Below are 23,948 nucleotides of genomic sequence, written 5' to 3' on the forward strand. Positions count from 1 at the left end.
CGGCATGTGGGACGACCTGAAGCGGCTGGGCGGCATCGCCGCGGAACGCAGGATCGAGGACCTGTTTGAGAACGGGTCGCGGGCAGGCGAGTTCAGCCTGAACGCCGCCGGGCTGCTCTTCGACTATTCCAAGACGCAGCTCGACGAACAGATCCGCGCGGCCCTCGTCAGGCTCGCGCAGGACGCGGACGTGGAGGCGCGGCGCGACGCCATGTTCGCGGGTGCCCCGATCAACGAGACCGAGGGGCGCGCGGTCCTGCACACGGCGCTGCGCAACCTCGATGGCGGACCCGTCATGGTCGACGGCACCGACGTCATGCCCGAGGTGCTCGGCACGCTCGACCGCATGGCTGCGCTCGCCGACGAGGTGCGTGCCTCGGACGTGACGGACGTGGTGAACATCGGCATCGGCGGTTCGGATCTCGGGCCCGCCATGGCGTACCGGGCGCTCTCGCCCTATCGCGACGGGCCGCGCTGCCATTTCGTGTCGAACGTGGACGGGGCCGACATCGCCGACGTGCTGCGCGGGCTCGATCCCCAGACGACTCTGTTCGTGGTCGCCTCCAAGACCTTCACCACCATCGAGACGATGACCAACGCGCGCACCGCGAAGGCGTGGCTCGACGATCGCGGCGTGTCGAGCGCCGAGCGCTTCGTCGCGCTGTCGTCGAACCGTGCCAAGGCCGCGGAATGGGGCATCCCCGAAAGCCGGACCTTCGGCTTTGCCGACTGGGTCGGCGGCCGCTATTCCATGTGGGGCCCGATCGGCCTGTCGCTGATGATCGCCATCGGACCGCAGGCCTTCCGCGCGTTCCTGCGCGGCGGGCAGGAGATGGACCGCCATTTCCTGGCCGCGCCCCTGCACCAGAACATGCCGGTGCTGCTGGCGCTCGTGGGCATGTGGCACAACCAGGTGCTGGGACATGCCACCCGCGCGGTGCTGCCCTACGACAACCGGCTGGCCCGGCTGCCGGCCTACCTGCAGCAGCTCGAGATGGAATCGAACGGCAAGGGCGTGTCGATGGACGGCGCGGACCTGCGCTGCGAATCCGGCCCTGTCGTCTGGGGCGAGCCCGGCACGAACGGCCAGCACGCCTTCTACCAGCTGATCCACCAGGGCACGCGCGTCGTGCCGTGCGAGTTCATGGTGGCCGCAACGGGACACGAGCCCGAGCTGCGCCACCACCACGATTTGCTCGTCGCGAACTGCCTCGCGCAGTCGGAGGCGCTGATGAAGGGCCGCTCGCTCGAGGAGGCACGCGAGATCATGCGCGCCAAGGGGCTCGAGGGAGACGAACTGGAACGTCAGGCGCGACACCGGGTCTTTCCCGGCAACCGGCCGTCGACGACGCTGGTCTATCCGCAGCTCACGCCCGAGGTGCTGGGCAAGATCGTCGCGCTCTACGAGCACCGCGTCTTCGTCGAGGGCGTGATCCTGGACATCAACTCCTTCGATCAGTGGGGCGTCGAGCTTGGCAAGGAGCTTGCCACCGCGCTGGGGCCCATCGTCAGCGGCGAGGCGTCGGCCGAGGGCAAGGACGGATCGACCCGGCAGCTGGTCGATTACGTGCTGCTCTACCGGACGTGAAAACCTAGCGATACCACATGGATGGCCGGCATCTCTCGCGTGGTGCGCGAGGCGCCGACCGTCACGGGATGTCGAAGCCCGGCGGCGCCAGGGTAAAACCCTCGAAGCGGAAGCCGGGAGAGACCGTGCAGCTGACGAGCGTCCAGTCGCCCGTGCTCCGCGCCGCCTGCCAGTGATGCGGCGGCACGACCAGTTGCGGCCGCGCGCCCGAGGCGAGGTCGGGGCCGAGCACGTGGTCCGTGCGCGGCCCGGTCTCGGCTGCCGCCATCGACAGGATCAGCGGCGCCCCCGCGTGGAAATGCCAGACCTCCGTCGCGTCGACCCGGTGCCAGTGGCTGCGCTCTCCGGCCGCGAGCAGGAAGTAGATCGCGGTCCCGGCGGGGCGTTCGCCGTCGCCCGCCTCCGCGATCCATGTCTGCCGGAAACGTCCGCCCTCGGGATGCGGTGCGAGGACCAGCAGGTGCGCGATCTCGTCGGCGGTCATGGCGGTCTCCTTCCTGCGCACGCTGCCCGCGTGCCCCGTTAACCCGGCCGTCCCATCGTCCGCCGCGAGCGTCCCGACAGCAAGGAGACAGAGGCGATGGCGACGAACGGCCCGGATGTGCGGCAGATCGCGGAGGAAATCGTTTCCCGCGAGGGCGGCTATGTCAACGACCCCGACGATCCCGGCGGGGCCACGAATTTCGGCGTGACGCTGGGCACGCTGGTGGGGCTCGGCATGGACCTGACCGGCGACGGCAGGGTGACCGAGGCGGATGTGCGCGCGCTGAGCCGCGAGCAGGCGGTCGCGATCTTTCTCGAGCACTATTTCCGGCGTCCGGGCATCGGCGGCCTGCCGGAGCCGCTGCAGGCGTCGGTCTTCGACATGTACGTGAACGCGGGCACGCACGCGGTGCGCATCCTGCAGCGGCTCCTCGGCCAGATGGGGGTCCCGGTCGCGGTCGACGGCCGCATCGGCCCCAAGACGCTCGCGGCGGCGGCGCGCGCCTACGCGGCGGCACCCGCGCACATGGTCGACGCCTACGGCATCGCCCGGCGCAACTACTACTTAGCGCTGGCGGACCAGCGGCCGGCCTCGCGCAAGTATGCGCGCACCCGCGACGGCGGCAAGGGCGGATGGATCCGGCGGGCCGAGACCTTCATGGCGCCGCGCTATCACCTGAGCGATGCCGAGTTCCGCGCACGGGTGGCATCATGGGCCTGATCGAGGGGGCCATGGGCGTGGTCTTCGGCTCGGGGCGCAACGTGATCGCCGAGACCGCCGAGGTCTTTCGCGTGAACGCCGAGGCGCAGGCCGGCCGCGACGCCGCGGCGCAGGCGGCGGCGCTGGCGCAGTTCGGCCAGGAATTCGCGCAGAAGCGGCGGTCATGGTTCGACCGGCTGATGGACGGGCTGAACCGTGTGCCGCGCCCGGCGATGGCGCTCGGCACGCTCGGGCTCTTCGCCTCGGCGATGATCGACCCGGTCTGGTTCTCGGAGCGCATGGTGGGCATCGCGCTCGTGCCCGAGCCGCTCTGGTGGCTGCTGGCCGCGATCGTGAGCTTCTATTTCGGCGCGCGTCACCAGGCGAAGGGGCAGGAATTCCGCCGCGAGATCGCGACGACGCTCGCCGCGGTGCCGCAGGTCGCGGCGCAGCTCACGGAGCTCGGCCGCCTGCGGGACGAAGCCGCGCCGCCGGCGCCCGACAACGCGCCCGGGACCCCCGCAGCCGCGGCACCCGTGGCCGGCAGCGACTCCGAGAACGCCGCGCTCGACGAGTGGCGCCGGGCCGGCTGAGGCCGGTCGCGACCCGCCCTGCGACAAAGTGAAGGCGGCGCCCCCGATAACCGTTGGACGGTGGTGCGGCGCTGCCTATACATGGGGCATGATCACAGAACTCGGCCACTTCGCCCTCATCCTCGCCTTCCTGGTCGCCATCGTTCAGATGGTCGTGCCGCTCGTAGGTGCCCACAAGCGATGGCCCGGATGGATGGCGGTGGCCGAACCGGCCGCGACGGCGCAGTTCCTGCTGACCGCGGCGGCCTTCGCGGCGCTGGTCCATGCCTTCGTGACCTCGGACTTCTCGCTGAGGGTGGTCACGCTCAACTCGCATTCCGCGAAACCAATGATCTACAAGTTCACCGGGACGTGGGGCAACCACGAGGGCTCGATGCTCCTGTGGGTGCTGATCCTCACGCTGTTCGGCGCGATGGCCGCGTGGTTCGGCGGCGGCCTGCCGCCGAGCCTGCGCGCCCGCGTGCTGGCCGTGCAATCCTCGGTGGCGACGGCGTTCTTCGCGTTCATCCTCTTCACCTCGAACCCGTTCGAACGGCTCGCCGTGCCACCCTTCGACGGCGAGGATCTGAACCCTCTCCTGCAGGATCCGGGCCTCGCGATCCACCCGCCCTTCCTCTATCTCGGCTATGTCGGGCTTTCGATCTGCTTCTCGTTCGCGGTGGCGGCGCTGATCGAGGGGCGCGTCGACGCGGCCTGGGGTCGGTGGGTGCGTCCCTGGACGCTCGCCTCCTGGGCGTTCCTGACCATCGGCATCGGCCTCGGTTCCTGGTGGGCCTATTACGAGCTCGGCTGGGGCGGCTTCTGGTTCTGGGATCCGGTCGAGAACGCGTCGTTCATGCCCTGGCTCTTCGCCGCGGCGCTGCTGCACTCGGCGATCGTGGTCGAAAAGCGCGAGGCGCTGAAGGCGTGGACGATCCTCCTCGCCATCCTCGCCTTCGGCTTCTCGCTCATCGGCACCTTCATCGTGCGCTCGGGCCTGCTCACCTCGGTGCACGCCTTCGCCAACGACCCAGAGCGGGGCGTCTTCATCCTGATGATCCTCGTCTTCTTCACCGGTGGCGCGCTCACGCTCTTTTCGCTGCGGGCCTCTACGATGCAGGCCAAGGGCGTGTTCGGGCTGGTGAGCCGGGAATCGGCGCTGGTCGCGAACAACATCCTGCTTGCGGTGTCGTCCTTCGTGGTCTTCGTCGGCACGATGTGGCCGCTCGTGGCCGAGATGGCCTTCGACCGAAAGCTGTCGGTCGGCCCGCCGTTCTTCGACATGGCGTTCACGCCGTTCATGCTGGTGCTCGGGCTGATCCTGCCGGTGGGCGCGATGCTGTCGTGGAAACGCGGGCGGGCAGGGCGGTCGATGCGCGCCCTGGTGCCGGCGTTCCTGCTTGCATTGGCGCTCGGCGCGCTGGTCTGGGCGATGCAGACCGGGCGTTCGGCGCTCGGGCCCATCGGCGTGTTCCTCGGAGCGTGGCTCGTGGGCGGCGCCGCGACCGACCTCTGGAGCCGGACGGGTCAGAACGGGTCGGTCGCGCGGCTCCTGCGGCTGCCGCGGGCGGACTGGGGCAAGGCGGTCGCCCATGCGGGCCTCGGCATCACCATGCTGGGCGTCGCCGGCCTGACCGCCTGGCAGCAGGAGGACATCCGCGTCGCGCAGCTCGGCGAACGGTTCGAGGTGTCGGGCTTCGAGCTCGAACTCGCGGCGGTGGAGGATGTCCGCGGGCCCAACTACCTCTCGACGATGGCAACGGTCATCCTGCGCCAGGACGGAACCCAGATCGCGACGCTGCGGCCCGAAAAGCGGACCTATCCCGTCGCGGGCATGCCGACGACCGAGGCCGCCATCGACTACCGCTTCCTGCGGGATGTCTACGTGGTGATCGGCGACGCGCAGGAGGGCGGCGGCTGGGTCATGCGGACCTACATCAAGCCGCTCGCGAACTGGATCTGGGCGGGATGCATCCTGATGGCGCTCGGCGGCACGCTGAGCCTGTCGGACCGGCGCTTCCGCGTGGCGGCCGGCGCGCGCAAGTCGGCCTCGGCACCGGTGCCCGCGGAATGAGCCGCCGCGCCGCATTCCGCCGCGCGGGCGCCGCGCTGGTCCTGACCTGCGCGCTGGCGCTTCCGGCGCTGGCCGTGCAGCCGGACGAGATGCTGGGCGATCCGGGTCTCGAATCCCGCGCGCGCGAGATCAGCGAGGGCCTGCGCTGCCTCGTCTGCCAGAACGAGTCGATCGACGAGTCGAACGCCTCGCTGGCACGTGACCTGCGCATCCTGGTGCGCGAGCGGCTGCTCGAGGGCGACAGCGACGCCGAGGTCGTGGACTTCATTGTCGACCGCTACGGCGAGTTCGTTCTGCTGCGTCCGACGACCGGCGGATGGAACTGGATCCTCTGGGCGGCGGGCCCGGCGATGGCGCTGCTGGCGCTGGGGCTGGCCGGCGTCTACGTGCGCGGCCGCTCCGCGGCGCCCGAGAACACGCCGCCCTTGTCCGACGCCGAACAGGCGCGCCTGCGCCAGCTGCTCGAGGACCGCTGATCCCGCCACGCGCGGGCCAATGACGCGGCGTCCGGCTTTGCCACGGCGCGCCGCGCGGTGTTTGATACGCGGGCCGACAGGACGAGGAGAGGCCCCGAATGCGCTACGACACCATCCGCTACGACCTGGCCGAGAACATCGCGACGGTCGTGATGAACCGGCCGCAGGTGATGAACGCGCTCAACACCCAGATGCGGGCCGAGATCACCGACGCCGTGACCCGCGGCGGCAAGGAGGCGCGCGTCGTGGTCCTCACCGGCGAGGGGCGCGCGTTCTGCTCGGGCCAGGACCTGGGCGACGGCGGCAACGCGGCGAGCCTCGACCTGGAACGCACGCTCCGCGACGAATACGTGCCGATGCTCATGGCCATCGCCGATTGCCCGGTGCCGACGATCGCCGCGGTCAACGGCGCGGCGGCGGGCGCGGGCGCGAACCTCGCGCTCTGCGCCGACGTGGTGATCGCGGCCGAAAGCGCGACCTTCACGCAGGCCTTCACGCGGATCGGGCTGATCCCGGACGCGGGGGGCACGTGGCTCCTGCCGCGGCAGGTGGGTCTCGCCAAGGCGATGGGCGCCGCGCTCTTCGCCGAGCGGATCGCGGCCGCCGATGCCGCGCGCTGGGGCATGATCTGGGAAGCGATGCCGGACGACGGGTTCGCGGAGGGGTGGCGCGCGCGGGCGCGGCACCTCGCACAGGGGCCGACCGCCGCCTATGCCCGGGTGAAGCAGGCGCTGCGGGACTCGTCCTCGAACACGCTCGAGGAGCAGCTGTCACTCGAGGCGCGGCTTCAGGGCGAGTGCGGCAAGACGCGGGATTTCCGCGAAGGTGTCGTGGCCTTCCTCGAAAAGCGCCCGGCGCGCTACGAGGGGCGCTGACGACATCGGGGCCCGGTGCGCCCACCGCGCGCCGGGCCCCGTGTGGCACGGGTCCGGACGGGACGCCCGGACCGCGCCGTCAGGCCATGACCTCTTCGAGGTCCTCCTCGAGGTCCTCGTCGAGATCCTCGGCAGGGTCCTCGACAGTCTCCCGGGCGGTGTCGAGCAGCGAGTCGAAGACGATGTCGTACTGGCTGCCCGCGTCGTCCCCGGTCTTCGCTTCCTCGCCGAGAACGGTCAACTCGACGTTGTCGATGTAGATGTTCTCGTTGTTGTGGCTGATGTCCGACACGAAGCGGAACTGCACGCTCGAGCTCGCGGTCTCGAGCACGCCGCCCTCGTAGCTCAGGGTGCTGAAATCGCGGCCGATCTCCTGGCCCGTCTCGGAGCCCACGAGCGCCGTGCCCTTGTCGTTCACCACGAACGTGTCGAGCGTGTTCCAGTCGCCGTCGTCGACCTGAACCTGCACCTTCAGGCTGTCGCCGTGCCAGCCGTGCTGCTCGAAATGGCGCGCATGCGGCGTCTTGGCGTCGAAGTTGAACCGCACGTCGCCGTCGGTCTCGACCTTCTCGAAGGTGATGCGACCATCGTCGCGGCCGTCGGTGTGCAGCATGCCGTGCTTGACGTCCCAGTCGGTCCATCCCTCGACGATGTCGCTCTGGCTGGCGAACCAGAGGTGGCCGAAATCCTCGGACTGGACGACCTCGTCCTCGGGGGTCCGATCCTCGCCGGAGACCGTGCGCGTCACGCTCACGTTGTCGATGTAGATGTCCTCGGACGAGGAGGAGATGTCCGACACGAAGCGGAACTCGGCCGTGTCCGACACCTCGTCGAGGATGCCGCCCGAATAGTCGAGATGGGCGTAGTGCCCGCCGAAGGTCTGGCCGGTTTCCGAGCCCACGAAAACGTCGCGGTCCTCGTCCACCACGAAATCGTCCAGCGTCTGCCAGCGGCCGTCGTCGAGGCGCACCTGCAGGCTCAGCTTGTCCGCGCCCCAGCCGCGGGCTTCGAACTGGCTCGGGCAATCGGCGCGGATGTCGAAGGAGATGCCCACCGGGCCGTCTGTGTCGACCGGGGCGAATTGCAGCACGCCGCCATCGTCACCGTCGGTCTGCAGGCGGCCATGCGACACGTCCCAGTGGTCGTCGCGCACGATGTTCTGGCTGTGCGCGGGATGCCAGAGCCGGTCGAACGTCTCGGTGAAGGCGACCTCGGTGGTCGTCTCGGGCTCGGAGGGTTGCAGCACCTGGCCGGTGCCGTCGTCCGAGTTCACCACGGCGGTCAGCGAGGACAGGTCGATGCTGTCCACGGTCAGCGGCGCGAGGCTGTCGAGGTAGAAGGTGAACTTGCCATCGTTCACGTCGCCCGCGGTCGACGAGGGCAGCTGGCCGAACTCGACCTTCACGTCGTAGCGGTCCGCCACCACCGCACCGTTCGACAGGGTGTCGAGCGCGCCCGGGTTCGCCGCGAAGCCCGTGACGTTGCCGTTCGCGAGGTCGTCGACCGAGGGGAAGATCACGAGGTCCGAGGCCGCCGCGGGGTCGGTGAGGTTGAAGAAGGCGCCGTCGAGATCGACGAGATCCGGCTGGTCGGCAAGAAACTGGATGAAAAGGTTGCCGTTGTCCTCCTCGATGCGGACCTTCACCTTGGGATCGACACCCAGCGACACTTCGCGAACGGTTGCTGTAGACATTCCTGAACTCCACTCGACGGTCCGAACATGGACACGGACGCAATCGAGGCCCTGACTACCGCAATCCCTTCACAATTGTGGCGAAAACGTCGGAAACAGTCGGTTTCCGTCCGGAATTCGCCGCAATCCGGGGGCTTGGGTGCCGCCGTGGAAACGGTCGGGCGCCATGGATCGGATTGTCGCCCGGATGTGTCCCGGACTGCGACAGGAAAAAGGCCCGCGCGGCATTCGTGCCGCGCGGGCCTGTCCAATGCCGGTGCGCCGGTCGCCGGCGACCGGGCGGTGGCGTCAGCGGTTCTCGATATCCACGTAGTCGCGCTGCGTGGGCCCGAGATAAAGCTGGCGCGGACGGCCGATCTTGTTCTGCGGATCGCCCAGCATTTCCTTCCACTGCGAGATCCAGCCGACGGTGCGGCTGATCGCGAAGATCGGGGTGAACATCGAGGTGGGGAAGCCCATCGCCTCGAGGATGATGCCCGAGTAGAAGTCGACGTTCGGAAAGAGCTTCTTGTCGACGAAGTAGTCGTCGGCGAGCGCGGCCGCCTCGAGGTCCTTGGCGACCTGAAGCGTCGGGTTGTTCTCGATCCCCATGAGGTCGAGCACCTCGTCGGCCGACTGCTTCATCACCTTCGCGCGCGGGTCGAAGTTCTTGTAGACCCGGTGGCCGAAGCCCATCAGGCGGAACGGATCGTTCTTGTCCTTGGCGCGCGCCAGGAATTCCGGGATCCGGTCCGGCGTGCCGATCTCCTTGAGCATCTCGAGGCAGGCCTGGTTGGCGCCGCCATGCGCGGGTCCCCACAGGCAGGCGATGCCGGCGGCGATGCAGGCGAAGGGGTTCGCGCCCGAGGACGAGGCCAGCCGAACGGTCGAGGTCGAGGCGTTCTGCTCGTGATCGGCGTGCAGCGTGAAGATGCGGTCCATTGCGCGGGCGAGGATGGGGTCGACCACGTATTCCTCGGCCGGCACGGCAAAGCACATGTGCAGGAAGTTCGCCGCGTAGTCGAGGTCGTTGCGCGGATACACGAAGGGCTGCCCGATCGAGTACTTGTAGGCCATGGCCGCGATCGTCGGCATCTTCGCGATCAGCCGGTGGCTCGCCACCTCGCGCTGGTGCGGGTTATTGATGTCCGTCGAGTCGTGGTAGAACGCCGACATTGCGCCCACGACACCCACCATCGTCGCCATCGGATGCGCGTCCCGCCGGAACCCCCGGAAGAAGTTGTGCATCTGCTCGTGGATCATCGTGTGGCGGGTGATCGTGTTCTCGAACACCTCGAGCTCGGTCGCCGACGGAAGCTCGCCGTAGAGCAGGAGGTAGCACACCTCGAGGTAGTGGGATTTCGACGCCAGCTGGTCGATCGGGTAGCCGCGGTGCAGCAGCTCGCCCTTGTCTCCATCGATGAAGGTGATGGTCGAGTCGCAGGACGCGGTCGAGGTGTAGCCCGGGTCGTAGGTGAACACGCCCGCCTGCGCGTAGAGCTTGCGGATGTCGATCACGTCCGGGCCAGCGGTCGGCGAATAGATGGGCAGCTCGTAGCTCTTGCCCTCGATGTCGAGTCGCGCGGTCTTCGAAGTGGAGGAATCTGCCATGGATCAAGTCCCTTCGTCGGTCTGGAGACGCTCGGGCAGGGCCCGCACGTCCATGCTGTCACGTCTTCGGCGCAGGATGCGCGACCCCTCGGGATCGCTCCTCCACGTTGCGCCGGAACCGCCCCGGCGCCCCGCCTCGGGACCTGCCGGAGGCGTCGGTCGTCCACGGCAGGATGCGGCCGTGGTGGGGCGTTCAGGCCTGCGCCTGGGGTCGTCCGGGCGGTTTTACATCCCTGCCGGCCATGCGGCAGGAACGTGGCTGTCCCGGTCGGCGTCCAGCTATCATTTTGCACATGCGGCGTCAATTGTCCTTGTATACAATAGAATACCGATGGCGCGCCTTCGCGGTCGTGCGTGACCCGAGCGCCGTTCGTAAATCAATAATCTTATCAACGTGTTGAGTCGTGCTCCTGAAGTGGGCGCGTGACCCGCGGGAGTCGGGGTGTCGCGGCGGAAATCTCGCCTCCGGCCGCACGGTCCTGCCTCATGCAGCAGCGCAGCATCACGGGCCGCGCGGGTCCCTGGGCGCATTAACGCTTCGCTAACCACTTTCGCCCTAGGGTCAGCCTGTCTTCCGCGGAACGAGGGGGGCGCAGGACATGCGGTTTCCTGGAGGGGCCATCGGCGATGTGCTGGCCCTGCAGCGGGGACACCTCTTTCCGTGGATGCCGGTCGCGCTTGCGGTGGGGATCGGGCTCTACTTCGCTCTCGGGGCGGAGCCTGCCGCCTGGCTGCTGGCCGGGGCGGGAATGGCGGCGCTGGCGGGCCTTGGCTGGTCCTGCCGATCCGGAGCGTCGCCATTCCCGCCACTCCTTGCGCTCGCGCTGGTGGCCGGGGGCTTTGCCATCGCCGGGGCACGCGCGCATCTCGTGGCCGCGCCGGTCCTGTCCTTCCGCTACTACGGTCCGATCGAGGGACGCATCGTCGACATCGACCGTTCGGCCTCGGACGCGGTGCGCCTGACGCTCGACCGCGTGGTGCTCGCGCGCACGGACCCGGACAGGACGCCCGCGCGCGTGCGCGTCGCGCTGCACGGGGCACAGGACTGGATCGACCCCGTGCCAGGAATGACCGTGATCCTGACAGGCCACCTCGCGGGGCCGGGCGGTCCGGCCGAGCCGGGCGGGTTCGATTTCCGCAGGCATGCCTGGTTCCTCGGCCTCGGCGCGCAGGGCTACACGCGCACGCCCGTCCTCGCGCTGGCGCCGCCCGATGGCGGCGTGCCGGTCTTCACCGCGCGGCGCTGGCTGGCCGAGCGTGTCACGGCGCGCCTGCCGGGCGAGACCGGCGCCTTTGCCGCGGCGATCCTCGCGGGCGACCGCAGCGCGATCCCGCGGCCCGTGACCGATGACCTGCGCCGGTCGAACCTCGCGCATCTCCTCGCGATCTCGGGGCTGCACATGGGACTTCTCGCGGGCGTCGTGTTCGCCAGTCTGCGGGTGGCGTTCCTGCTCGTCCCTGGGGTCGGCCTGCGCTGGCCGGTCAAGAAGATCGCGGCGGCCGGCGCGATCCTTTGCGGCGCGGGCTATCTTGTTCTGTCGGGCGGCAACGTGGCGACCGAGAGGGCGTTCGTCATGGTCGCGGTGGCGTTCGCGGCGGTCATGCTGGACCGGCGGGCGCTGTCGCTACGGTCGGTGGCCTTCGCCGCGCTGATCGTGCTCGTGCGCGCGCCCGAGGCGCTGCTGAGCCCCGGCTTTCAGATGTCCTTCGCGGCGACCGTGGCGCTTGTGGCGGTGTTCACCTTCCTGCGCGACGCGCCCGCGGGATGGCGCCTGCCGCGCGCGGCCCGTCCGCTGGCCGCGCTGGTCCTGTCCTCGGCGGTCGCGGGGGCGGCAACGGGCCCGGTCGCCATGGCGCATTTCAACATGGTGTCCCATTACGGGCTCCTCGCGAACCTCGCCGCGGTGCCGGTCATGGGCGCCGTGGTGATGCCCGCGGCGGTCGCGGCGCTGGTGCTGATGCCCGTCGGGCTCGACTGGATCGCCTTTGCGGTCATGGGGCTGGGGCTCGACTGGATCCTCTGGGTGGCGCGCTCGGTCGCGGACTGGCCGGGCGCCGTCGGGCAAGTGATGGCTCCGCCCCCTGCCGTCCTGCCCATGCTCGCGCTCTCGGCGCTCTTCGTCGCGCTCTGGCAGGGGCGACTACGCTGGGCGGGCATCCTGCCGGTGCTGCTCGCCGCGGCGCTCTGGACCATGGCCGACCGGCCCGTGCTCCTCGTGTCCGAGGACGGCGCGCTGGTCGGCGCCATGACCGACACGGGCCGGGCGCTGAGCCGCGCGCGCGGCTCAGGCTTCGTCGCGGAACTCTGGCTCGAGAACGACGGGGACGGGGCCGACCAGGAGCGCGCGGCGGCGCGCTGGCGCGGCGAGGGCGCCCCGCTCGCGACGACTGCCGGGACAGTGCGGCACGTGCGGGGTGCACGCGCCGCCGCCGCCTTCGACGGGTGCGCGGCCGGAGAGATCGTCGTGTCTGACATGGTGCTGCCCGGCCGCTGGCCCTGCATCGTCGAGGATGCGGGCCGGCGCGGCGCGGACGGGGCGGTGGCCTACCGGGCCCGTGGCGGCCGGGTCGAGCGCGTCACCGCGCGGGACCTTTCGGGCGACCGGTTGTGGAACCCGGCGCCGCGCCGAGGAGCCGCGGCGCTGGCGCTCGCGGCGCGTCAGTAGGTGCGGATCAGTCCCACGAGGCGGCCCTGCACCTTGACGGCGCCGGCGGGCAGGATGCGCGGCTCGTAGGCGGGATTGGACGCCTCGAGCACGATGGTGTCGCCGCGGCGGCGGAAGGTCTTGAGCGTCGCCTCGTAGCCTTCCACCTGCGCGACGACGATGTCGCCGTCGTCGGCGCTCGATGTCTCGCGGATCACCACCACGTCGCCGTCGTTGATGCCGGCACCGATCATGGAATCGCCCCGCACCTCGAGCGCGTAGTGGCGCGCGCCGGCCGACAGCATCTGGCCCGGCACCGCGATCCCCGGCGGGGTGTCGTCGATCGCCTCGATGGGGCGGCCGGCGGCGATGCGGCCGAGCACCGGCAGTTCGGTGGCGTAGGCGGCCTCGACCGGCCGGGCGTCCGCGGGCAGTTCGTCGGGGCGGCCGCCGTCGACCACCCGCGGGGTGAAGCCCGGCTGCGGCGGGCCGCCGAGGCTTTCGGGCAGCTTCACGATCTCGATGGCCCGGGCGCGGTGCGCGAGCCGGCGGATGAACCCGCGCTCCTCGAGCGCGGTGATCAGCCGGTGGATCCCGGACTTGGAGCGCAGGTCGAGCGCCTCCTTCATTTCGTCGAAGGAGGGCGGAACGCCGTCCCGCACCATCCGGCGGTTGATGAAATCCAGCAGATCGAGTTGCTTGCGTGTCAGCATCGAGCGTTTTCCCGCGGTCCCTGTTCGCACTTGTTCTAACAATGTTCGCTGAGAGCGTCAACATCTGGTCGTTTTGTTCCCGATTCGGCCCAAGCTGTGCGGTGCTGCCGCGCATTCGGGGCTGGCCTTTTCCCACGTCCGCCGGTAGGCGACCCGCAACCCGACCTTTTCCTATGAGACTGATCCCATGGACCTGCGCAACGTCGCGATCATCGCCCACGTGGACCACGGCAAGACGACGCTGGTGGACGAGCTTCTGAAGCAGTCCGGTGCCTTCCGTGAGAACCAGCAGGTCTCCGAGCGGGCGATGGACTCGAACGACCTCGAACGCGAACGGGGCATCACCATCCTCGCCAAGGCCACCAGCGTCGAGTGGAAGGGCACGCGCATCAACATCGTCGACACGCCCGGCCACGCCGATTTCGGCGGCGAGGTCGAGCGCATCCTGTCGATGGTGGACGGCGTCGTGCTCCTGGTCGACGCCGCCGAAGGCCCGATGCCGCAGACCAAGTTCGTGACGTCCAAGGCGCTGGCGCTCGGCCTGCGGCCCATCGTGGTGCTGAACAAGGTCGACAAGCCCGACGCCGAGCCCGACCGCGCGCTCGACGAGTGCTTCGACCTCTTCGCCAACCTCGGCGCTGACGAGGACCAGCTCGACTTCCCGCACATGTATGCCTCCGGGCGGTCGGGCTGGGCCGATCACGAGCTCGACGGTCCGCGCAAGGACCTTTCGGCGCTCTTCAAGCTGATCGTGGACCACGTCCCGGCGCCGCGGCAGATCAAGCGTGTGGACGAGGATTTCCGCATGCTCGCGACCACGCTGTCCTCCGATCCGTTCCTGGGGCGGATCCTCACGGGCCGCGTCGAATCCGGCAAGCTGCGGGTCGGTGCGACGGTGCAGGCGCTGTCGCGCGTCGGCCAGAAGATCGAGCAGTTCCGCGTGAGCCGCATCCAGGCGTTCCGGGGCCTGGCCTACCAGGACATCGAGGAAGCGCGCGCCGGCGACATCGTCACGCTCGCGGGCATGTCAAAGGCCACCGTCGCGGACACCATCTGCGCGCTCGCCGTGGACGAGCCGCTCGACGCGCAGCCCATCGACCCGCCGACCATCACGGTGACCTTCGGGATCAACGACAGCCCGCTCGCCGGCCGTGACGGCAAGAAGGTGCAGTCGCGGGTGATCCGCGAGCGTCTCCTGAAGGAGGCGGAATCGAATGTCGCGATCAAGGTGAAGGACACGCCCGGCGGCGAGGCCTTCGAGGTGTCGGGCCGCGGCGAACTGCAGATGGGCGTGCTGATCGAGAACATGCGCCGCGAGGGCTTCGAGCTGTCCATCGCGCGGCCGCAGGTCATCATGCGCGATGGCGAGGCCGGGCTCGAGGAGCCGGTCGAGGAAGTCACCATCGACGTCGACGAGGATTATTCCGGCGCGGTGATCGAGAAGGTCACCGGCACCCGCAAGGGCGAGCTGGTGGAGATGAAACCCGCCGGCACCGGCAAGACGCGCATCGTGGCCCATGTGCCCTCGCGCGGCCTGATCGGCTATCATGGCGAGTTCCTGACCGACACGCGCGGCACGGGCGTGCTGAACCGCGTGTTCCACGGCTGGACCGCGCACAAGGGCCCGATCCCGGGCCGGCGCGCGGGCGTGCTGATCTCGATGGAATCGGGCGAGGCGGTAGCCTACGCGCTGTGGAACCTCGAGGAGCGCGGGCGGATGTTCATCGGTCCGCAGGAAAAGGTCTACGAGGGCATGATCATCGGCGAGCACAGCCGCGAGAACGACCTCGAGGTGAACCCGCTCAAGGGCAAGAAGCTGACCAACGTCCGCGCCAGCGGCACGGACGACGCGGTGCGGCTGACGCCCGCCACGATCTTCTCGCTCGAGGAGGCCATCGCCTACATCAACGACGACGAGCTGGTCGAGGTCACCCCGAACGCGATCCGCCTGCGCAAGCGCTTCCTCGATCCGCACGAGCGCAAGCGCATGGCCAAGGCCTCGTGAGCGGGCTGAAGTTCTCTCCGGGAACGCGCGGCCACGTGACCGGTCGCGAGATGGGCGTGGACGTGACGGTGCTGTTCGTCACGTCCGACCGGGTGGGCAGCGGGCCGCGCCTGCATGTCCACCCCTATGACGAGCTGTTCGTGATCCGGCGGGGCCGGGCGCGCTTCACCGTCGGCGACGAGACGGTCGAGGCGACCGCGGGCGACGTGGTCCGCGGGCCCGCTGGCGTGCCGCACCGCTTCGAGGTGCTCGACGTGCCCTACGAGGCGCAGGACATCCACCTGTCGCCCGAATGGATCCAGACCGACCTCGACTGAGGGTCAGAACGGTCCCCGGAACACGAAGAACGCCCCGAGCGCGATGAAGCCGAAGCCCACCGCGTGGTTCAGGGTCATCGGTTCCTTCAGGTACATCACCGAGAACGCGGCGAAGACGACGAGGGTGATGACCTCCTGCATCGTCTTGAGCTCGGCCGCGCTGTAGACGCGGTGGCCGATGCGGTTCGCCGGCACCGCGAAGCAGTATTCCACCAGCGCGATGGTCCAGCTCGCCAGCACGACGATCCAGAGCGCGCGGTCCGGGAACTTCAGGTGCCCGTACCACGCGAACGTCATGAAGACGTTGGAGGCGACGAGCAGGAGGACCGGCGCGATATGCGCCGGCGTCATTCGGTGATCTCGACGATCACCAGTTCGCGTTCGGACGCGCCGCGGGCATGGTCGAGCGCAGCCTGGTACTCGGGCGAGTGATAGCAGGTCTCGGCCGCCTCGACGCTCGGGAAGCGGGCGACCACGTTGCGCGGCCGTTCCTTGCCCTCGAGCTGCACGAAACGCCCGCCGCGCGCGATGAACTCGCCGCCATGGGCGGCGATGGCGGGGCCTGCCAGTTCGGCATATTTTCCGTAGGCCTCGGTGTCGGTGACCGAGACGTGCGCAATCCAGAGTGCCGGCATCATTCCCCTCCGATGACCGCTTCCGCGGCGCGGATCGCGGCCTCGGCGTTCTCCGCCGAGGGGCCGCCGCCCTGCGCCATGTCCGGACGGCCGCCGCCGCCCTTGCCCCCAAGCTCGGCCACCGCCGCCTTGACGAGGTCCACCGCCGACACGCGGCCGGTCAGGTCGCCCGTGACGCCGGCCGCGACAGCGGCCTTGCCGCCCGCGTCGGCGATGAGCAGCACGGCGCCGGATCCCATCCGCGCCTTATGCTCGTCGATGAGCGGGGGCAGGTCCTTGCCGGTCACGCCCGCCACCACCTGCGCGAGGAATTGCACACCCCCCACCTCGCGGGCGGCCGGCGCCGCGCCGCCGCCGCTGCCGGCCATGGCGAGGTCGCGGCGCAGCTGCGCCACCTCGTTGGCGAGCGCCCGGCGTTCGTCGGCAAGCGCGCGCACGCGGTCGCGCAGATCGGCGCGCGAGGTCTTGAGTTCCGCGGCGAGCTCGGCCACCGCGCGGTCCTGCGCGGCGAGATAGGCAAAGGCCGCCTCGCCGGTCAGCGCCTCGATCCGGCGCACGCCGGCCGAGGATGCGCTGTCGGCGGTGGTCACGAACACCCCGATGTCGCCGGTCTGGCGCACATGCGTGCCGCCGCAGAGCTCGATCGAGTAGGTCTGGCCGTCCGCGCCCTTCATCGAACCCACGTCCGAGCCCATGGAGACCACGCGCACCTCGTCGCCGTACTTCTCGCCGAAGAGCGCCTGCGCGCCGATGCCGCGGGCGTCGTCGGGCGTCATGATCCGTGTCACGACCGGCGCATTCTGCCGGATGAAGCGGTTCACCTCTGCATCGACCTGCGCCAGCTCCGCCTCGGTCAGCGCCTTGGTGTGGCTGAAGTCGAAGCGCAGCCGGTCGGGCGCGTTGAGCGAGCCGCGCTGCGCCACGTGGGGTCCGAGCGCGCGCCGCAGCGCCTCGTGCAGAAGGTGCGTGGCCGAGTGGTTGGCGCGGATGGCCGCGCGGCGGTCATGGTCGACCGCGAGCTTTGCCGCCGCGCCGGTCGCGATCTCGCCCTCGACCACCTCCGCGAAGTGGATGAAGACGCCCGCGACCTTGCGCGTGTCGGTGACGCGCGCCCGCCCGCCCTCGGTGGCGATCTCGCCGGTATCGCCCACCTGGCCGCCGGCCTCCGCGTAGAAGGGCGACTGGTTGAGGACGATCTGCACCTCGGTACCCGCGCCGGCGCGCGCCACCTCGGCGCCCTCTGCCACGAGCGCCAGAACCTGACCCTCCGCGGTCTCGGTGTCGTAGCCCAGGAAATCGGTCGCGCCGTGCCGGTCGGCGATGTCGTACCAGACGCCCGCATCGGCGGTCTCGCCCGAGCCGGCCCAGGCCGCGCGCGCCTTGGCCTTCTGTTCGGCCATTGCGGCGTCGAAGCCCTGCGTGTCCACCGTCCGGTCGCGCTCGCGCAGCGCATCCTGCGTCAGGTCGAGCGGGAAGCCGTAGGTGTCGTAGAGCTTGAACGCCGCCGCGCCGGGCAGTGCCGCGCCGTCGGGCAGCGCCTCGAGTTCCTCGTCGAGAAGCTTCAGCCCGCGGTCTAGCGTCGCCTTGAACCGCGTCTCCTCGAGCTTCAGCGTCTCCTCGATCAGCGGCTGCGCGCGTCCGAGCTCGGGATAGGCCGCGCCCATCTTCTGCACGAGCGCGGGCACCAGCCGGTGCATGATCGGGTCCTTGGCGCCGAGGAGGTGCGCGTGCCGCATGGCGCGGCGCATGATCCGCCGCAACACGTAGCCGCGCCCGTCATTCGACGGCATGACCCCGTCGGCGATCAGGAACGAGGTCGAGCGCAGGTGGTCCGCGATGACCCGGTGATGCGTCTTGCCCGGACCGTCGGGATCGGTCGAGCTCGCATGCGCCGAGGCCTCGATCAGGGCGCGCATGAGGTCGGTCGCGTAGTTGTCGTTCGTCCCCTGCAACAGCGCCGCGACCCGTTCGATCCCCATGCCGGTGTCGATCGACTGCGCGTCGAGCTCGCGCCGGGTCTCGTCGGCGAACTGCTCGTACTGCATGAAGACGAGGTTCCAGATCTCGACGAAGCGGTCGCCGTCCTCCTCCGGGCTTCCCGGGGGACCGCCCCAGTACTGCTCGCCATGGTCGAAGAAGATCTCGGAGCAGGGGCCGCAAGGGCCGGTCGGCCCCATCATCCAGAAATTGTCCGAAGTCTTGATGCGGATGATGCGGTCGTCCGGGAGGCCCGCGACCTTCTTCCAGAGGTCCGCCGCCTCGTCGTCGGTGTGGAACACGGTGACGAGGAGCCGCGAGGCGTCGATGCCGAGCTCCTTGGTCACGAGTTCCCACGCGAACGGGATCGCCTGTTCCTTGAAGTAGTCGCCGAACGAGAAGTTGCCGAGCATCTCGAAGAACGTGTGGTGCCGCCGCGTGTAGCCCACGTTGTCGAGATCGTTGTGCTTGCCGCCCGCGCGGACGCATTTCTGCGCGGTGGTCGCGCGTGTATAGTCGCGCGTCTCGACCCCGGTGAAGAGGTTCTTGAACTGCACCATGCCCGAATTGGCGAACATGAGCGTGGGGTCGTTCCGGGGCACGAGCGGGGAGGAGGGGACCACACGGTGGCCCTGTCTCTCGAAGTAGCTCAGAAAGGACGAGCGGATGTCGTTGAGGCTCGGCATGGATGTCCTGCGGCAAGGCGAAATTGTCTGTCGCAGGAGGTGTATCCCCGGGGCGGGCGGGTGTCTACACGGCGCCGCGCGCGAACGTGCCCGCGCCGTCCGGTGGGAACCCCCGCGGCGCGCGGGGCGTATTCAGGAATTGCAGGGAGGATCAGGATGACGGATCAGGACGACGCGACCTCGGGCGGCGAGGGGACCCGCGATGCGCGCTGGCTCTGGGGGCTGCGCGCGCTCGGACTTGTGGCGGCGGGCCTCGTCTGGCTCCTTCTCGGCGGATCGGAGGATCTGAGCCCAGACGCCCGCGCCGTGGCGGCGGTGGGCACGCTCATGGCGATCTGGTGGATGACCGAGGCGCTGCCGCTCTCGGCCACGTCGCTTCTGCCCATCGTGCTCCTGCCGGCGCTGACCGGGGTGAGCGTGGGCGATGCGACCGCGCCCTATGCGAGCTCGGTCGTCTTCCTGTTCCTCGGCGGCTTCCTCATCGCCATCGCCATGGAGAAGTGGCACCTGCACACGCGCATCGCGCTCATGACGCTGTCGCGCGTGGGGGTCGCGCCCCGGCGCATCGTCCTTGGCCTGATGCTCGCCACGGGCTTTTTGTCCATGTGGGTGTCGAACACCGCGACCACGCTCATGATGCTGCCGATCGGCCTGTCCGTCCTGTCGCTGGTGGTCGCGCGCAGCGCCAGCAGCCAGGGCGCCGAGGTCGAGGAGGAGCTGCAGCGTGGCGGCGCCATCAGCGACACCGTGCAGGACCCGCAGATCCAGCGCTTCGGCGTGTGCCTGGTCCTCGCCATCGCGTGGGCCGCGTCCATGGGCGGGCTCGGAACGCTGCTCGGCTCGCCGCCGAACGCCATCGTCGCGGGCTATGCCTCGGACGAACTCGGCCGCGAGATCGGCTTCCTCAACTGGATGATGATCGGCTTTCCGCTGGCGCTCGTCTTCATCCTGGTCGGCTGGGTGCTGATGACGCGGGTGCTCTACCGCTTCACGCTCGACGAGATCCCGGGCGGGCAGAAGATGATCGGCGACGAGCTCGCCCGCCTCGGTCCGCTGTCGCAGGGCGAGAAGATGGTGCTGGCGGTCTTCTGCGGGGCGGCGTTCTTCTGGATCGTGCCGGGCCTCGTGGCGCAGGTGACGGGGCTCGACTGGATCGACCCGTTCGACGACACCGCCATCGCCATCGCGGCGGGCCTCGCGCTCTTCATCCTGCCCGGGCGCGGGCGGTCTGAGATGGTGATCGGCTGGGCCGACGCGGAACGGGGTCTGCCCTGGGGGGTGCTGCTGCTCTTCGGCGGCGGCCTCAGCCTGGCCGCGGCGGTGTCGGCCACGGGCCTCGACAGCTGGTTCGGCGACCGCGTCGCGGGCCTGGGCGTGCTGCCGATGCTGGCGCTCGTGGGGGCCGTGGTGACCATCGTGCTGTTCCTGACCGAGATCACGTCGAACACCGCGACGGCCGCGACCTTCATCCCGATCCTCGGGGGCGTGGCGATCGGCCTCGACGTGGACGCGCTGACGCTGCTCATTCCCGCGGCCTTCGCGGCCACCTGTGCCTTCATGCTGCCGGTGGGCACGCCGCCCAATGCCATCGTCTTCGGCTCGGGCGCGGTCACGATCGGGCAGATGGCGCGCGGCGGCGTGGTGCTGAACGTGGTGGGCATCCTGCTCATCACCGCGTTCTGCTACCTGCTCGGCGGCGTGGCGCTGGGGCTCGAGTTCTGAGGCACCCCGAAACGGAAGGGGCCGGCGCCGGGTGATCGGCGCCGGCCCCGGGATCGGGCGGAGAAGGCGGGCGTCAGCCCTCCATCACCTCGTCGTCACCGTCGGACATGTGGAAATCGAGCCCGTGTGCCGCGCGGATCTTGTCCTCGATGTCGAGCGCGATCTTGCTGTTTTCCTTCAGGAAGGTCTTCGCGTTCTCGCGGCCCTGGCCGATGCGTTCGTCGCCGTAGGAATACCAGGCGCCGGATTTCTCGACCACGCCGGCCTTCACGCCCAGGTCCAGAAGCTCCCCGGTCTTGGAGATTCCCTCGCCGTACATGATGTCGAACTCGACCTGCTTGAACGGCGGCGCGACCTTGTTCTTCACCACCTTCACGCGCGTGGCGTTGCCCACCACCTCGTCGCGGTCCTTGATCGCGCCGATGCGGCGGATGTCGAGCCGCACGGACGAGTAGAACTTGAGCGCGTTGCCGCCGGTCGTCGTCTCGGGGCTGCCGAACATGACGCCGATCTTCATGCGGATCTGGTTGATGAAGATCACCATGCAGTTCGACCGGCTGATCGAGCCCGTGAGCTTGCGCATGGCCTGGCTCATGAGCCGCGCCTGCACGCCGACCGAGCTGTCGCCCATGTCGCCCTCGAGTTCGCTCTTCGGCGTCAGCGCCGCGACCGAATCGACCACGACCATGTTGACCGCGCCCGAGCGGACGAGCGTGTCGGTGATCTCGAGTGCCTGCTCGCCCGTGTCGGGCTGCGAGATCAGCAGCTCGTCGAGGTCGACGCCGAGCTTCTTGGCGTATTGCGGGTCGAGCGCGTGTTCGGCGTCGACGAAGGCGCAGACGCCGCCCTTCTTCTGTTCCTCGGCCACGCAATGCAGCGTCAGCGTCGTCTTGCCCGAGGATTCGGGGCCGTAGATCTCGATGATGCGGCCCTTCGGAAGGCCGCCGATGCCGAGGGCGATGTCGAGGCCGAGGGACCCCGTCGACGTCGCCTCGATGTCCCGAAAGGCGTTCTCGCCCCCGAGCTTCATGATCGAGCCCTTGCCGAATTGCCGCTCGATCTGCGCAAGCGCCGAGTCGAGCGCCTTCTGCTTGTTCGCGTCGCGCTTGGAATCCATGTTGAGGAGGTCTGCCGTTGCCATGAGTGCCCTGTCCTTATTTCACACGCGCCGCTGCGCGGCAATCGCTGCTTCGTTCACCTCTTGTTCCTGAATTAATGGGATCAAAACGCGAACATTTCAAGTCCGATCTTCCACCGCCCACTTTCGGGCACCGGGGTTAACGGCTAGTTTACAGCGGAGGCGGACGACCGCGGGGGACGTGACGGTGCTGGTGTTCTGGAAGGCGCGGCTGGTGTTGCTGTCGGTGCCGAAGACGGGCAGTTCCGCCTATCAGCGTGCGCTCGGGCCGCACGCGGCCCTCGTCGTCAGCGACCCGCCCGAGCTCAAGCACGCGCCGGTCTACCGCTACAACCGCTTCTTCCGCCCGATGTTCGACAAGATGGGTGCGGACGACATGGACGTGGCCGCCGTGATCCGGGAGCCGGTGTCCTGGCTCGGCTCCTGGTGGCGCTACCGGCAGCGGCCGTTCCTCGACGGCCGGCCGGTGTCGACGCGCGACATCAGTTTCGACGCCTTCGTCGAGGCCTATGCCGGGCGCGACCGGCCGCCTTACGCGAATGTCGGCGACCAGTCGAAGTTCGTCGAGCCGCGGCCCAACGGCACCCGCGTCACGCACCTCTTCCGCTACGAGGATCAGGCGACGCTGATCGGCTTTCTCGAGGACCGCCTCGGCGTCACCCTCGACCTGCCGCGCGAGAATGTCTCGCCCGCAGCCCCGCTCGCGCTGGCGCCCGCGACCGAGGCGCGGCTCCGGCGGAAATGCGCGACCGAGTTCACGCTCTGGGACGGGATCGAGAGCGGGCGCCGCATCGGGTGAGGCGCGGCAGGACACGGGATCGTGACTCCGCCCGTGCCGGATCAGGCCGTAGGTGGCCGCGCGGACCGGCAACGAGAAAGGCAGGCGGATCATGGGTGCGACCCCGCCGACAGGAGATTCGGGCATCACGCGCCGCAGCGTCCTGCGGGGCGCGAGCGCGCTCGCGCTCTGCGGCCGACCCGCGGGCGCGGGCGCGGCGCCCACCCTGCCGCCCGAGGCGTGGGGCGCGTTCAAGGTGCGCTTCCTCGAACCTTCGGGCCGCGTCGTCGACATCGAGCAGGACGGGATCAGCCATTCCGAGGGACAGGGCTACGGGCTCCTCCTCGCGCAGGCGGCGGGCGACCGCGCGGCGTTCGACCGGATCGAGGCGTGGACGCGCGCGCATCTCGACATCCGCGAGGACCGGCTCATGGCGTGGCGCTGGACGCCCGCGCGGGGCGGCGATACCGACCAGTGGCACAATGCCACCGACGGCGACCTCTTCCGCGCCTGGGCGCTGCTGCGCGCCGGGCGCGATTCGGGCTGGGCGCCCGAGGACGCGCTGGCGCAGGCGCAGGCGATCGCCCAGGACATCGCGGGCGCCTGCCTCGCGCCCGATCCGCGCGCGCCCGACCAGCCGCTCCTGCGGCCCGGGGCCGAGGCGGTCGCCACCGCCGACCGGGTGCTCGTGAATCCCTCCTACTACATGTCGCGCGCCCTGCGGGAACTGGGCGATCACGCGGCCCTTCCTGCGCTCGTGCGCGCGGCCGACCATGGCGAGACGGTGCTGGCGGAACTTGCCGCCGCGGGGCCGCTGCCCGACTGGATCGAGGTCACGCCCGCAGGCTTCGTGCCGCCCCAAGACCACGCGCTGCGCGCCTCCTACGACGCGCTCCGGGTGCCGCTCTACCTCGTCTGGTCGGGACGGGGCGGGCATCCCGCGGTCGCGCGGGCGCGCCGGACGCTCGGCGCGGCCGACCGGGGCGGGGCGGTCGCGGTCGAGGCCGCGCCCGACGGCACCGTGCTGCAGGCGAGCGACCTGCCGGGTTACCGCGCGGTTCTCAGGCTCGCGAGCTGCGCGCCGGTCGCGGCCCCTGGCCCCGGCGTGGCGGACCAGCCCTATTACCCGGCGGTGCTTCAGCTTTTCGCGGCGGTTGCCGCGCGGGAAGGCGGCTGCGACGGCGCCTGATCGTCGGGGTGCCAAAAAAATGTCTACAAATGATGGAAATGGCATGTGGGAATGAACGGTGGTAGACAACCCCCGCGTGCATGACTTGCTCG

At 69.7% G+C, this 23,948-nt stretch carries 20 protein-coding genes; 12 read left to right on the forward strand and 8 right to left on the reverse strand.

Annotated features, from left to right (window positions below; all coding sequences use genetic code 11):
* The first annotated feature begins 4 nt into the window (after window positions 1-4).
* Window positions 5-1,588: a glucose-6-phosphate isomerase gene (gene pgi / locus RISW2_RS02095; protein ID WP_043765863.1), complete on the forward strand. Its 1,584-nt coding sequence runs from the start codon at window positions 5-7 to the stop codon at window positions 1,586-1,588.
* Between the two features lie 61 nt (window positions 1,589-1,649).
* Here the strand turns inward: pgi and RISW2_RS02100 are convergent, their stop codons facing one another.
* Window positions 1,650-2,072, reverse strand: coding sequence for a cupin domain-containing protein (locus RISW2_RS02100; RefSeq protein WP_043765865.1), 423 nt, complete (start codon window positions 2,070-2,072; stop codon window positions 1,650-1,652).
* 96 nt (window positions 2,073-2,168) lie between these two features.
* Here RISW2_RS02100 and RISW2_RS02105 point away from each other — a divergent pair, with 96 nt between their 5' ends.
* From RISW2_RS02105 to RISW2_RS02125, 5 genes are all read left to right on the forward strand, one after another.
* Window positions 2,169-2,792, forward strand: coding sequence for a holin-associated N-acetylmuramidase (locus tag RISW2_RS02105; protein WP_043765867.1), 624 nt, complete (start codon window positions 2,169-2,171; stop codon window positions 2,790-2,792).
* Complete coding sequence (locus RISW2_RS02110) at window positions 2,783-3,364, forward strand: holin family protein (protein WP_043765870.1); 582 nt, start codon at window positions 2,783-2,785, stop codon at window positions 3,362-3,364. Before RISW2_RS02105 ends, RISW2_RS02110 begins: the two co-directional genes overlap by 10 nt.
* 88 nt (window positions 3,365-3,452) lie before the next feature.
* Window positions 3,453-5,417, forward strand: a complete 1,965-nt coding sequence (locus tag RISW2_RS02115) for a heme lyase CcmF/NrfE family subunit (protein ID WP_043765872.1) — start codon at window positions 3,453-3,455, stop codon at window positions 5,415-5,417.
* On the forward strand, window positions 5,414-5,893 hold the full coding sequence (locus tag RISW2_RS02120) for a cytochrome c-type biogenesis protein (protein WP_043765875.1): 480 nt from the start codon (window positions 5,414-5,416) through the stop codon (window positions 5,891-5,893). Before RISW2_RS02115 ends, RISW2_RS02120 begins: the two co-directional genes overlap by 4 nt.
* A gap of 98 nt (window positions 5,894-5,991) precedes the next feature.
* Window positions 5,992-6,768 carry an enoyl-CoA hydratase-related protein gene (locus RISW2_RS02125; RefSeq protein ID WP_043765878.1) on the forward strand — a complete coding sequence of 259 codons (777 nt, stop codon included), beginning with the start codon at window positions 5,992-5,994 and terminating at the stop codon, window positions 6,766-6,768.
* 79 nt (window positions 6,769-6,847) lie between these two features.
* On the opposite strand, the gene RISW2_RS02130 is transcribed toward RISW2_RS02125, so the two are convergent.
* Both RISW2_RS02130 and gltA read right to left on the reverse strand, forming a co-directional pair.
* A complete protein-coding gene (locus tag RISW2_RS02130) occupies window positions 6,848-8,461 on the reverse strand; it encodes a hypothetical protein (protein WP_156943761.1) in 1,614 nt (537 codons plus the stop codon).
* Window positions 8,462-8,749: 288 nt separating this feature from the next.
* On the reverse strand, window positions 8,750-10,051 hold the full coding sequence (gene gltA / locus RISW2_RS02135; protein WP_043765882.1) for a citrate synthase: 1,302 nt from the start codon (window positions 10,049-10,051) through the stop codon (window positions 8,750-8,752).
* Window positions 10,052-10,650: 599 nt separating this feature from the next.
* Here gltA and RISW2_RS02140 point away from each other — a divergent pair.
* Window positions 10,651-12,717, forward strand: a complete 2,067-nt coding sequence (locus RISW2_RS02140) for a ComEC/Rec2 family competence protein (protein WP_043765885.1) — start codon at window positions 10,651-10,653, stop codon at window positions 12,715-12,717.
* Here RISW2_RS02140 and lexA read toward each other — a convergent pair.
* On the reverse strand, window positions 12,711-13,409 hold the full coding sequence (gene lexA / locus RISW2_RS02145) for a transcriptional repressor LexA (protein ID WP_043765888.1): 699 nt from the start codon (window positions 13,407-13,409) through the stop codon (window positions 12,711-12,713). The genes RISW2_RS02140 and lexA overlap by 7 nt on opposite strands.
* A gap of 187 nt (window positions 13,410-13,596) precedes the next feature.
* Between lexA and typA the strand changes: the two genes are divergently transcribed.
* Together typA and RISW2_RS02155 are read left to right on the forward strand one after the other, a co-directional pair.
* Complete coding sequence (typA, locus tag RISW2_RS02150) at window positions 13,597-15,414, forward strand: translational GTPase TypA (protein ID WP_043765891.1); 1,818 nt, start codon at window positions 13,597-13,599, stop codon at window positions 15,412-15,414.
* A complete protein-coding gene (locus RISW2_RS02155) occupies window positions 15,411-15,731 on the forward strand; it encodes a cupin domain-containing protein (RefSeq protein WP_043765894.1) in 321 nt (106 codons plus the stop codon). Before typA ends, RISW2_RS02155 begins: the two co-directional genes overlap by 4 nt.
* A 3-nt stretch (window positions 15,732-15,734) precedes the next feature.
* Here RISW2_RS02155 and RISW2_RS02160 read toward each other — a convergent pair whose 3' ends face one another.
* From RISW2_RS02160 to alaS, 3 genes are read right to left on the reverse strand one after another with little or no spacing between them, the layout of a single operon-like run.
* Window positions 15,735-16,082 carry a DMT family protein gene (locus RISW2_RS02160; RefSeq protein ID WP_043765897.1) on the reverse strand — a complete coding sequence of 116 codons (348 nt, stop codon included), beginning with the start codon at window positions 16,080-16,082 and terminating at the stop codon, window positions 15,735-15,737.
* Window positions 16,079-16,366, reverse strand: coding sequence for a DUF1330 domain-containing protein (locus RISW2_RS02165; protein ID WP_043766000.1), 288 nt, complete (start codon window positions 16,364-16,366; stop codon window positions 16,079-16,081). Before RISW2_RS02165 ends, RISW2_RS02160 begins: the two co-directional genes overlap by 4 nt.
* On the reverse strand, window positions 16,366-19,029 hold the full coding sequence (alaS, locus tag RISW2_RS02170; protein WP_043765899.1) for an alanine--tRNA ligase: 2,664 nt from the start codon (window positions 19,027-19,029) through the stop codon (window positions 16,366-16,368). The genes RISW2_RS02165 and alaS overlap by 1 nt, the downstream gene beginning before the upstream one ends.
* Window positions 19,030-19,185: 156 nt before the next feature.
* Here alaS and RISW2_RS02175 point away from each other — a divergent pair, with 156 nt between their 5' ends.
* Entirely contained in the window at window positions 19,186-20,751 is a 1,566-nt protein-coding gene (locus RISW2_RS02175; protein WP_043765900.1) for an SLC13 family permease, read from the forward strand.
* A 73-nt stretch (window positions 20,752-20,824) separates the two neighbouring features.
* On the opposite strand, the gene recA is transcribed toward RISW2_RS02175, so the two are convergent.
* On the reverse strand, window positions 20,825-21,892 hold the full coding sequence (gene recA / locus RISW2_RS02180) for a recombinase RecA (protein WP_043765904.1): 1,068 nt from the start codon (window positions 21,890-21,892) through the stop codon (window positions 20,825-20,827).
* A 184-nt stretch (window positions 21,893-22,076) separates the two neighbouring features.
* Here recA and RISW2_RS02185 point away from each other — a divergent pair, with 184 nt between their 5' ends.
* Together RISW2_RS02185 and RISW2_RS02190 are read left to right on the forward strand one after the other, a co-directional pair.
* The gene (locus RISW2_RS02185; protein ID WP_043766002.1) at window positions 22,077-22,688 is read left to right on the forward strand and encodes a hypothetical protein; all 612 of its coding nucleotides are present in this window, start codon (window positions 22,077-22,079) and stop codon (window positions 22,686-22,688) included.
* Between the two features lie 91 nt (window positions 22,689-22,779).
* Window positions 22,780-23,856 carry a family 8 glycosyl hydrolase gene (locus RISW2_RS02190; protein ID WP_051491751.1) on the forward strand — a complete coding sequence of 359 codons (1,077 nt, stop codon included), beginning with the start codon at window positions 22,780-22,782 and terminating at the stop codon, window positions 23,854-23,856.
* The last annotated feature ends 92 nt before the right edge of the window (window positions 23,857-23,948 follow it).

Source organism: Roseivivax isoporae LMG 25204 (assembly GCF_000521865.1).
GTDB lineage: Bacteria > Pseudomonadota > Alphaproteobacteria > Rhodobacterales > Rhodobacteraceae > Roseivivax > Roseivivax isoporae.

Excerpts from the sequence above, each read along its gene's own strand:
- RISW2_RS02165 (WP_043766000.1), bottom strand. The coding sequence starts at position 16,366 with ATGCCGGCACTCTGGATTGCGCACGTCTCGGTCACCGACACCGAGGCC.
- alaS (WP_043765899.1), bottom strand. The coding sequence starts at position 19,029 with ATGCCGAGCCTCAACGACATCCGCTCGTCCTTTCTGAGCTACTTCGAG.
- RISW2_RS02140 (WP_043765885.1), top strand. The coding sequence starts at position 10,651 with ATGCGGTTTCCTGGAGGGGCCATCGGCGATGTGCTGGCCCTGCAGCGG.
- recA (WP_043765904.1), bottom strand. The coding sequence starts at position 21,892 with ATGGCAACGGCAGACCTCCTCAACATGGATTCCAAGCGCGACGCGAAC.
- lexA (WP_043765888.1), bottom strand. The coding sequence starts at position 13,409 with ATGCTGACACGCAAGCAACTCGATCTGCTGGATTTCATCAACCGCCGG.
- gltA (WP_043765882.1), bottom strand. The coding sequence starts at position 10,051 with ATGGCAGATTCCTCCACTTCGAAGACCGCGCGACTCGACATCGAGGGC.
- RISW2_RS02110 (WP_043765870.1), top strand. The coding sequence starts at position 2,783 with ATGGGCCTGATCGAGGGGGCCATGGGCGTGGTCTTCGGCTCGGGGCGC.
- RISW2_RS02190 (WP_051491751.1), top strand. The coding sequence starts at position 22,780 with ATGGGTGCGACCCCGCCGACAGGAGATTCGGGCATCACGCGCCGCAGC.
- RISW2_RS02115 (WP_043765872.1), top strand. The coding sequence starts at position 3,453 with ATGATCACAGAACTCGGCCACTTCGCCCTCATCCTCGCCTTCCTGGTC.
- RISW2_RS02175 (WP_043765900.1), top strand. The coding sequence starts at position 19,186 with ATGACGGATCAGGACGACGCGACCTCGGGCGGCGAGGGGACCCGCGAT.
- RISW2_RS02105 (WP_043765867.1), top strand. The coding sequence starts at position 2,169 with ATGGCGACGAACGGCCCGGATGTGCGGCAGATCGCGGAGGAAATCGTT.
- typA (WP_043765891.1), top strand. The coding sequence starts at position 13,597 with ATGGACCTGCGCAACGTCGCGATCATCGCCCACGTGGACCACGGCAAG.
- pgi (WP_043765863.1), top strand. The coding sequence starts at position 5 with ATGTGGGACGACCTGAAGCGGCTGGGCGGCATCGCCGCGGAACGCAGG.
- RISW2_RS02100 (WP_043765865.1), bottom strand. The coding sequence starts at position 2,072 with ATGACCGCCGACGAGATCGCGCACCTGCTGGTCCTCGCACCGCATCCC.
- RISW2_RS02130 (WP_156943761.1), bottom strand. The coding sequence starts at position 8,461 with ATGTCTACAGCAACCGTTCGCGAAGTGTCGCTGGGTGTCGATCCCAAG.
- RISW2_RS02120 (WP_043765875.1), top strand. The coding sequence starts at position 5,414 with ATGAGCCGCCGCGCCGCATTCCGCCGCGCGGGCGCCGCGCTGGTCCTG.
- RISW2_RS02160 (WP_043765897.1), bottom strand. The coding sequence starts at position 16,082 with ATGACGCCGGCGCATATCGCGCCGGTCCTCCTGCTCGTCGCCTCCAAC.
- RISW2_RS02125 (WP_043765878.1), top strand. The coding sequence starts at position 5,992 with ATGCGCTACGACACCATCCGCTACGACCTGGCCGAGAACATCGCGACG.